The organism is Patescibacteria group bacterium (assembly GCA_028692545.1).
Classification (GTDB): Bacteria; Patescibacteriota; Patescibacteriia; order UBA1558; family S5-K13; genus STD2-204.
Map to the genome: position 1 here is coordinate 1 of JAQUXC010000021.1, position 10,073 is coordinate 10,073.

Sequence of the window (10,073 nt, forward strand, 5' to 3'; positions counted from 1 at the left end):
CTCCTAAATACCATAAAACTCGCTTTTCTTTTGGATAACTTGGTTTTAAAGGCATATATTTGTTTATTAGTTAACAGTGTTACCCCTAAGTATACCAAGTGTTACCTATTAGTGTTAACTGTACAATTGATTGACATAATCATTATTATCAGTTATACTATATAGTTATTTAATTTTTATGCAATCTATTATAAATAAAAAATTTGTATTTATCTTTGAAGCAGTTATTTTACTGTCTGTTTTGGCTTTTATTGTAGTAAAACAGATGGATTTTGTATCATCTTTGGGAATTGTTATTGTGGCTATGATACTTCCAATGCTTTTTATAATGCCTTATTATTCTCTATTATTTCTTATAATAGTAAGAAATACCACAGATCTCTATACAGAAAGTATATTTATATCTATTTTTGATATTATAACTTTAAATTTTTCCTCTATTCTAGGTATTATAATAATTTTTTGGTCTATTTTTATAATTTTAAAAGAAAGAATAATAATAAAAAAAATACCACTTTTTTATCCGTGGGTATTGTTTCTTATATTTTCGGCAATAAGTTTTGTATATTCTGTAGATATTTTTAGCTCTATAAAAATGTTTAGTAGAATTTTGAGCTTCTTTCTTATATATATAATTTCATATTTCTATTTTGTAAAATACAAGGACAAAAAAGATTATTTTCTAAAAGCTCTTTTTGTAAGCTATTTACTTCCATGTGCATTTGGTGTATATCAACTTTTGACAGGTACTGGATCTTTTGGGCAAGAGGGATTTATTAGGGTAAATGGAACATATTATCACCCAAATAGTTTTGCCTTCAATCTTTTGTTTGTATTTGTAGTTTTTTCTATTATATATTTTAATTCTAAGTTTACTGAAAAAACTTTGAAATACAAAAATTGGTTAAAAATATATTTGATAATGATATCTGTTTTGCTTGTTGCAACTCTTACAAGAAGTGCTTGGATAGGTTTTGTCTTGTTTATTGGAAGTTTGATATTAATATATGGAAGAAAAAGTATAGCAAAATTTGCACTTTTGATAATTGGCGTTTTGTTTATGTTTTATGTTTCTATGAATTATACACCACTAAAATATTATAATTTCAATGAAATAAGTGTTGTAAGAAGAGTAACAACTTCTGCGTATTTATTATCTTCTTGGGAGTGGAGAAACAAAGTTTGGACAGAAATGACAAGCTATGTTTATCAATCCCCTATTATTGGTTTTGGACTTGATACTTTTGGATTTTTAAGAGAAAAACAAATAAATGATGTATATGAAAGTACTTATGCTCACAATGATTATTTGAAAATTTTAATAGAGCTTGGTTTTGTTGGAATATTTTTATATTTGAATTTGATATTTCATACTTTGAAAAATATTTTTAAAAAGTTTTTGGAACACAAAGATAATAAATATTTGATTTCATTTATTGGAATTTTGATAATATTTCTTATCTCCTCTGTAGATAATATTCTTACTGCCACATCTCTTCAATGGGTAATGTGGTCATATATTGCCTATATACTTTCTTAATATATATAATTTTTTAAAAAGAAAACAGCCCGGTCTTGCGATCGGGCTGTTATGTTTTCTCACCGGAATTAGTGAGATTATTTCATTGGTTCTTTGAGGGTCAGTGCTCCGCCCCTCTCGTTGATATTGAAACCGAACTGAGTACGACTATATTTGTAGCCGTGTACCCAGTAGTTTGCATCCTCAGAGAAGAATACGATATTCCAGGTTTTATTCCGGATCTTTTCTATTGGGCAGGTAAATTCAATAACATTTTCGTTGACAGTCGCGTCAATAAAAATGTTATCTTCAAAGACCCAAACAACCGGTTGAATGTTTTGAAGATTCGCTTTTACCTGATCCCACGTGAACTCGCCCAATGGATTTTTCTGGGCGTCTTCTTTATGAATCATTGGTCCTTTACTGATAGGATAGCTGACGGTGACGTCGCTTCCATCTTTGGTTACAGAGATTTTGCCGAAGTCATATTTTTCGGCAAATGCGACCATGATAACCAGTATCATGATAAGGGTTACTATGAGCTTTTTCATTTTTCCTCCTGGAAAATTTGGTTTGTTATTTGTTTATTTGTAATGTATTCAGGACTTATTTGATAAGTCCCGTTAATACCAATTGTCCACCAACTTCCGAAACGAAAGTCGGAGTATTCTACGTTTGACGGAGCACCATTATTGACTCTTATGAGAAAAACGATAAAGTGCTCAATATTATCACCGCTACCGATATAATAGTCAAACGAATTCATAGCTTCACAAGCACCGTATGGTGTTGTGATGTTAATTCCCATTAGTAATGGAGTTCCAGATTCTTGTTTTATCAAGAAGCTGAAATATCCTGTTTTGGGAATTGTACCCGTTATCGTATTCCCATTCATCAAATGGGGCAAAAATGAACCATATGTGTTTTGGGTCCAAATTTGAGTTCCATTTGGAACGGTTTCTGTATAGGCGGTTACTGTGCTGTCTGGTAATTCAACCAGAGATCCATTTACGTAAGTAAAATGGGGAATTCCAGTCCATTCCAGAGTGAATGATGTTGTGGGGGTTTCTTGCAGTGGATTTACACCCCCTGGATTGTTTTGGAATTGCGTAGCAATTCCCCACGCAATCGGATGACCATTTGCATGGTCATTTTCGATATGCATAATGTGACTCAGATTCGTGATTGTATCCCCTTGTCTGGCATAAATGCCTAGGGGATTCAGGTAATCATAGGATCCGGTTGATGGATTTTTCGAGAAAAACCTTATATCAACCGCTCCAAATGGAATTCTTCCACTCCATTCTATTGCCCCAGAATTATCTACGATACCAAGGTATCGCAAAGAATCTGTGGCTTGGGACTGGTACCCAAAGAAGTTGCACTTGTAGTATATTTCATGTCCTGGTGTTACAAGTGCACCTTTAACTCCAAGAGATTTTTCATCTCCACCATTTTCCCCTGTAATTTTACGAGGTGCATTACACGATATTGTAAGCACCAAAGTAATGACTAGTGTGATATATAGAAAATATTTCATTTCCTCTCCTTTTTTAGAAGTTTATACTGAATTTCGCACTCAAACCTTCGTTGTCGTGCACATTTTTGACCTGCACATAAGACATTATAAATAATGGTTCCAACCTCCCCATTTTCCAGGTAATTCCAATCCCAAGATCCTTGCGGATGTAGAGACTTTTATTACCAAGTGCTGAGGAAGTTTGGTTCATTCGATCCTCTATATACTGCCCCATTACAAATAGAGCTGTATTTTCAGAAAGTTTTGGACCAATCCGGCCATGGGCATAAGTCATAGTTTCCAAACCCTTCTCTTTTATAAGATCAGTTCCGGAATACTTGAATATGACCCGCTGTCTTGGGTAAAATGCATATTCAATATTCAAAATAGAATACCAGTTTATCCCAATCTTTGGCTGAATTTTACTATAAAATCCCAAGGCGTACTTCCCAAACTTCAACTCTCCGTTTCCAAAAAGTTCGGTATTGGGACCAACATCACCATAAAGAGTAACATTGTCTTGGAAATCTGTTTCCAGGTTTTTGGTGGGTAAACTACGAAGTTCTAACTCACTTCTTAACGACTTGTTACGGTCATTGAAAAAGTAAGTGAGCTTGCTATATAGGAACGGGTAATACATAATCACCCTTTGTTCCTCGTCAACCCATGACGTTTGAGGGATGTTCAGAAATCTTCTTTGGTAAAATGAGTACTGGCGAAAATCCAGTCCCAAACCAAATCTGGTTTCGAATCTTTCTTGATCACAGGCACTTTCATGACCCATAGTCATTTTGAAAGCTGCCAGGCGATCTATGAAACCTCCATAAAGTGTGCCGACCCATCGGCTTTTGCGAATACCATGCTTTGCTTCAATATAAAATAGTTCGTCATAACTATTTTGTTCGTTGTAATTAGCATGGAAATTTACAAACTCGTCGTGTTCGTATTGGGTTTGTAAGCCCTTGAAGAGCCATGTTCCAGCCACTTCCACCCATCCTGAGTATTCCCAGTAGGGATTGCATGGTATTTGGACTTGAGTTTGCGTGACTGTACTTATATACACGGTATCTGGAGGAGCAGGCACTTCTACCTCTATTTCTACATACACAGTATCTATTTGAACTTTTAGTACTTCTTTTGGTGGTGGCGGCGGAGGTGTATAGCTTTCAAAGTAGTGTTTAAAGGTTACATTATTACATTGAGTGTATCCACCGAACCCATTACCATATTGGAATACCTCAAATACAGAAATTTGATTCTCTGATGGAATATACATACCATACAGAGATTCATTTATTCCAAGAAGAGATTCACGATCAAATTTTGCAGATATTCTTTTTGCTATAGCTTGTCTTGATAGACTAGCTCTAACTTTTGAATATCTGACCTTTTGACGAGTACTTGTGACTCCACCGTAAATCATGCCGTCAAATTCTTGATTTTGAATATAGACATAATTTTCGGTTGTATTTGCTTTTTGACAAAGCGAATCAAGCACCATCACTGGCCAGAAATTCAAGAGATGTATGTTTGCCTCTACGTTTGGCTCGACATTAGTATCACTACCCATGTTTCGCCAGTTCATAACATCTTCAGTGTAGATATACTCTACCCCGTTAGGTGTCACAAATGACACTGCTTGCAATACTCCTACAAGTAGGAGTCCCGAGAGAAACAGTAATATCTGTTTCATAATTTCTCCTTTATTCCTAATAATAACTTTTATTGTCAATGTGCAATGTGCAATGACTTACTGTAAGTCATGAGTCATATATTAATTATTTAATATACAACTTCTGGCTTATAATAAGCCTTATTTTCTTCTCAAATAATGATCACTACCTATTATATTTATTTTTGGATTATTGTTATTATAATCATCAATATTTTCTATATTGTTATCTTTTGTTTGTTTATTTTTATCTTCTAAATTAAGTGTCAAATAATCATTCAAATTTATTTTGTTTTTTCTTTCATCTGCTACAAATATATTATTTTTTTGTGTATTTTCTATGTTTTCGTGTTGAATATTTTTTGGTATTTCAATATTGAAGACTTTTTCAATTTTTTTGTTTTTTCTTTTTGAATTAATATTTTTGAATCTTGTATTTATTGTTTCTATTTTATTTGGGAATAAAATTATTATTGTAATTACAAAAAATATTGCTAATAATATACTAAGAACTATATTCATAAGCCAATCTGGTCTTGTAGGGCGTTTTGAGGTCATAGGATAATCTATAACTCGAAGTTCTACTTCGTCTCCTCCACCATGATATTCTTTGTGATATTCAAGTAATGTATTTAGAACAGTGCTTACAAATTTTTCGGATTGATATGGGGTTTCCTCGTAGCATGTAATTTGAAGTATAGATGTATTTGGAATAATTTTTACATCTATTGCTCTAATCCACTCTTTTCTTCTTGTTTGTTCTTCTTTTGAAAAGTTTAATGTATCAAAATCTTCTAGAACTTTGTTTCTAAATGAAGAAGTAAGAATTCCTTTTTTCAAATTTTGAGCCAAGCTTTCAGATGCTTTGGATGCAATGTAGGCATCTAATTTTTGTTCTTGTCTTTGTAAAATTAGAACTCTTACATTAGAAGAATATTCTTTTTTTTGTAATGATGTAAGAAAAATAGACAAAATCAAAAATACAAAAATTATAGATAAAACTATAAATCTGCTTTCTATTATTTGATCTAGTATATTTTCACTTTTTGTTAAATTGTTATTTTGCATATTTACCAATTAATATTTATTTGTCTATCTTTTTCAATATTAAATTGAGCTTTGAATCCAGATAGATTATCTTGAATTATATTGTCTATATCAACTTTATATTTACTTAAATCTTGGTTTAATTTGAAATCTAAAACAAAACTTGCGTTTTCAACACCAGGTTGTTTTTGTATATATAAAATATATTCTTTTTTCATTATTTCATTTTTCAAATAATTAGGAAGTGTATATTTGAAAGTGAGTGTTTTTGTTTCTTTTGGTTCTATTGAAATAAATGTTCCAAATACTTGTTTGTCATATTTTTCATAAGAATCAATTTGTCCTTCTATGTCTGATCTATCATTATCCATAGATCCTATTACTTCAATAAGTTTTGATCCAAGAGGCGTTATAATTCTTGTATAAGTTCTATATCTTGTAGAATTCCATGAAAAATCTCCGTTGTGTTTATATTTTAATTCTACAGTTGCTATTAAGTCATTGTTTTCATTTTGTTCTATTGAATAGCTTGTTGTTCTGTCTATATATTGATCCGACTTATAACTTGCCAAATTACTATCTATTACCATAAGATAATCTTTTTTGCTATCCTTTATTTCACCAGACCATGAAGCACTAGATATAAGAGATTCTATTTCAAAATTTGTACTATATAAGAGCATATCTTTCTTATCTAAACTATTTTTTGTAATATCTAAAATTTTGTCATACTCAACAATGTCTAGATTTTTTATTTTTTCTATCATTACATTTGCAAGAGCTTTTATAATATCTTTTCTATCCCATTGACTTACACCCCTATCTTTATAATAAAGTTCTACTGCTTTTTGTAAATCTTCCGTAAAGTTTTCACTTTCAAATAAAATTCCATTTACTTCTTGAGTACCTATAATTTCCAATAAATTTTTTATTACATTTGGTGTAATTGCTACTATTCCATCAATTTTTTCTGGAATAAGATTTGTATTTTCGGTACTACTTGTTGTATTTCCAAAATTTATTAAATTTGTTTTTTCTTTGTAATACAAATCCAAGCAATCACGAGCTGATGTAGGAAAATCAGGATCCCAATTACAATCTCTCATGTACCATTCTGGAACTTTGAGATATTTTGAAAGTTCTACTGGAACAGTATTGTTTAATTTCCCTATAGAAACGCTATCAAGATGATAAATATCATCTATAAATAAATCTGATATTTTTCCATTGTTTACAGTAATTATTCCATAAGTTCCTATAAAACCACCCGTTGGACGAAGTTCTGTGTTGTTTTGAAACAAAACTAAATATCTTTTTTCAGATTCATAACCAATAATTTCTGGAATATATTTGTTTAATGGTTGACTAAGTTTTAAAATTTTATTTATAAAATCTAAATTACCTATTTGTTCATTGTTTAATATTTTGAAAGTTTTATTTATAGCGATTACATTTTTGATTAATTCATCAAAATCTTCACTTATTTCTTTTAACTCATTTGGATATTGTAGAATTTTTATTAATATAGTAGATTTTTCTGTGCTGGTTTCTGATTTTAAGGATTCTGTAATTTTGCTAGTATTTTCTAGTATAGAATTTGAATAAATCAAAATATTATCGATATTGTTTATTTTTGAGCCTACAAAAGGTACAAATTTAAAAAATTTTATATATACAAAATTTGCCTTCATTGAAATGATATTTTCTTGAGCTTGTCCTATATAATCATCAGCATCTTGATAATTATTATCATTTATACTTTTCTTTATTTCTCCTATAATTTCTGGCATTTCAGTAGCTCTTGCATATATATTTTTTACAGGACCAAGAATAACCCAGACTGAATATGCAACAATCTGAATTATTAATATGAAAATTATTATTTTTACTACTTTTAAATTCATATATATAAATAGCTATTATATGTTTTCTATATAATATTTATTAATTAATAGTTTACATTACCTCGTTTTATTAAATCTGTCAAGTACCCAAACAAGCCAAACCCTCATTATTTAAAATGACCATTCTTATATTATTTTATTAGATTTTATAAAGTTTTATTCTACTGTAACAGATTTTGCTAAATTTCTCGGTTGATCTACATTTCTACCAAGTTTTATAGCTACATGATAGGCAAATAGTTGAAGAGGAATTGTAAATATTATAGGAGTAAGATAATAATTTATTTCTGGAACATAAATTACATCATCTGCATATTTGGCAATTTCAGTATCTTCTTCATTTGCAATTGCTATTACTAGTCCTTTTCTAGCTTTTATTTCTTGAATGTTGCTAATTATTTTGTTATAGAATTTGTCGTGACGTGGAATTATAAATACACTTGGGAAATTTTCATCTATCATTGCAAGTGGACCATGTTTCATTTCACCGGTTGAGTATCCTTCTGCGTGAATATATGAAACTTCTTTTAATTTCAAAGCTCCTTCAAGAGCTGTCGGTAAATTTATTCCTCTTCCTAAAAATAGAAAATTTTTGTATTTGTAATATTTTTCTGCAATTTTTTCTACATCATTTCTAATTTTTAATGTTTCCTCTACAATGTTTGGTATATTTTTTAAATCTTCTATATAATTTTTATCAATATTATTTTTTTCTATATTTTTTACCTGTTTTAGAAATAATGCAATTAGATTCAATATTAACACTTGTGATGTAAATGCTTTTGTAGAAGCTACTCCTATCTCTGGTCCTGCGTGAATATATATTCCAGCATCAGATTTGTTTGCTATAGTACTTCCTACAACATTGCATATTCCAAATATTGGGATGTTTAATTGTTTTAATCTTTCCATTGCAATTATTAGATCTGCTGTTTCTCCAGACTGACTTATTGCAAAAACACCAGTATTATTTCTAAACAATGGTCTATCTTGATTTGCAAGTTCAGAGGCATTTTCCCATTGGGATGGTAAATCAACAATTTCTTCAAAAAGTACTTTCCCAATTCTACCAGCATGAAGAGATGTACCTGCAGCCACAAAAAATAATCCCTTAAGTGATTTTAATAAATCAATATTATCTTCTAATCCGCCTAATTTTATTATTCCATCATCATCTATTCTTCCTCGTAAGGAATTTTTCAAACTTTCACCTTGATTCATTATTTCTTTTTCCATGAAATATTTGTATCCTTCTTTTTCAATGTTTTCTAATTCCCATTCTATTGTTTCTACTTTACTTGATACTGGAATATTTTCTAAATTAAATATTTTGTAAGTATCTTTACTTATAAATCCTATTTGTCCATTTTCAAGAATAATTCTTTTGTTTGTAAATTCTCTAAAAGATGCTGCATCAGATGCTATAAAATATTCGTTTTCTCCAATTCCAAGTGACAATGGACTTCCTTTTTTTGCAAATACAATAATGTTTGGATATTTTTTAAATAGTACTGCAATTCCATAAGCGCCTTTTACTTCCTTTAAAGCAGACCTTACAGCTTCCATGGGATCTCCATTTAAATATTCTGATATAAGATGAGCTAATATTTCAGAATCTGTTTCTGATTTAAAAATATGTCCTTTTTTGATAAGTAATTCTTTGAGTGATTGATAATTTTCTATAATTCCATTGTGAACTATGACGACATCAGAATTATTATCTCCATGAGGGTGTGCATTTATCTCAGATGGTTCTCCGTGAGTAGCCCATCTTGTATGGGCTATTCCTATATTTCCGTTTATATTTATATTAGATAGTTTCTCTTCAAGATTTGAAATTTTGCCTTTTGCTTTTATTATTTGTATATCATTGTCTGCAAAAGCTACGCCTGAGGAATCATAACCTCGATATTCTACCCTTTTTAAGCCTTTTATTAAGATTTCTTTAACATTTTTTGATCCTATGTATCCTATTATTCCACACATAAATTAAATTGAAAATGATTATATCTAAATTATATAATCAAAAACTTATTAAAGCAAAAAAGATTATATACAAAAAATAGAGCCAAACATATAGCTCTATTTTTTATAAATAACTTTATATTTTACTCAATATCACTTCCAATAGTATAATCCCCAAACAATTCATCTGGTAAGTCATGAACTAGCTTATTCCATTCTAATCCATATAATCTAATAGCAACATCTTCTGTCTTTATCCATCTTATAGTTCCATTTTCTCCAACAAGATATACTTTTGGTATTGATACTATCTTAAATAATATACCAGCATTGTATGGAACATTCTTTCCTAGTGTATAAGTAGCTAGTTCTTCTTTGGTTATTGTAGTTACAAATGAAAAATCATCATTAAAGTATGAATACCATATCTTCTCATTTGAATATGCA

The 10,073-nt window shown here is 30.1% G+C and carries 8 protein-coding genes; 1 reads left to right on the forward strand and 7 read right to left on the reverse strand.

Annotated elements, in window-relative coordinates; genetic code table 11:
• The first annotated feature begins 178 nt into the window (after nt 1-178).
• Nucleotides 179-1,540, forward strand: coding sequence for an O-antigen ligase family protein (locus PHZ07_05350; GenBank protein ID MDD3284992.1), 1,362 nt, complete (start codon nt 179-181; stop codon nt 1,538-1,540).
• A 77-nt stretch (nt 1,541-1,617) separates the two neighbouring features.
• Here the strand turns inward: PHZ07_05350 and PHZ07_05355 are convergent, their stop codons facing one another.
• The 7 genes from PHZ07_05355 to PHZ07_05385 all read right to left on the reverse strand — a co-directional run.
• Nucleotides 1,618-2,070 carry a hypothetical protein gene (locus PHZ07_05355; GenBank protein ID MDD3284993.1) on the reverse strand — a complete coding sequence of 151 codons (453 nt, stop codon included), beginning with the start codon at nt 2,068-2,070 and terminating at the stop codon, nt 1,618-1,620.
• Nucleotides 2,067-3,059, reverse strand: a complete 993-nt coding sequence (locus PHZ07_05360) for a hypothetical protein (GenBank protein ID MDD3284994.1) — start codon at nt 3,057-3,059, stop codon at nt 2,067-2,069. Before PHZ07_05360 ends, PHZ07_05355 begins: the two co-directional genes overlap by 4 nt.
• A gap of 13 nt (nt 3,060-3,072) precedes the next feature.
• The gene (locus PHZ07_05365) at nt 3,073-4,731 is read right to left on the reverse strand and encodes a hypothetical protein (GenBank protein ID MDD3284995.1); all 1,659 of its coding nucleotides are present in this window, start codon (nt 4,729-4,731) and stop codon (nt 3,073-3,075) included.
• A 120-nt stretch (nt 4,732-4,851) separates the two neighbouring features.
• A complete protein-coding gene (locus tag PHZ07_05370; GenBank protein ID MDD3284996.1) occupies nt 4,852-5,778 on the reverse strand; it encodes a hypothetical protein in 927 nt (308 codons plus the stop codon).
• A gap of 2 nt (nt 5,779-5,780) precedes the next feature.
• A complete protein-coding gene (locus PHZ07_05375) occupies nt 5,781-7,661 on the reverse strand; it encodes a DUF4012 domain-containing protein (protein MDD3284997.1) in 1,881 nt (626 codons plus the stop codon).
• A 156-nt stretch (nt 7,662-7,817) separates the two neighbouring features.
• A complete protein-coding gene (gene glmS / locus PHZ07_05380) occupies nt 7,818-9,647 on the reverse strand; it encodes a glutamine--fructose-6-phosphate transaminase (isomerizing) (GenBank protein MDD3284998.1) in 1,830 nt (609 codons plus the stop codon).
• Between the two features lie 122 nt (nt 9,648-9,769).
• A partial coding sequence (locus PHZ07_05385) for a hypothetical protein (protein ID MDD3284999.1) occupies nt 9,770-10,073 on the reverse strand: 304 nt, incomplete at its 5' end.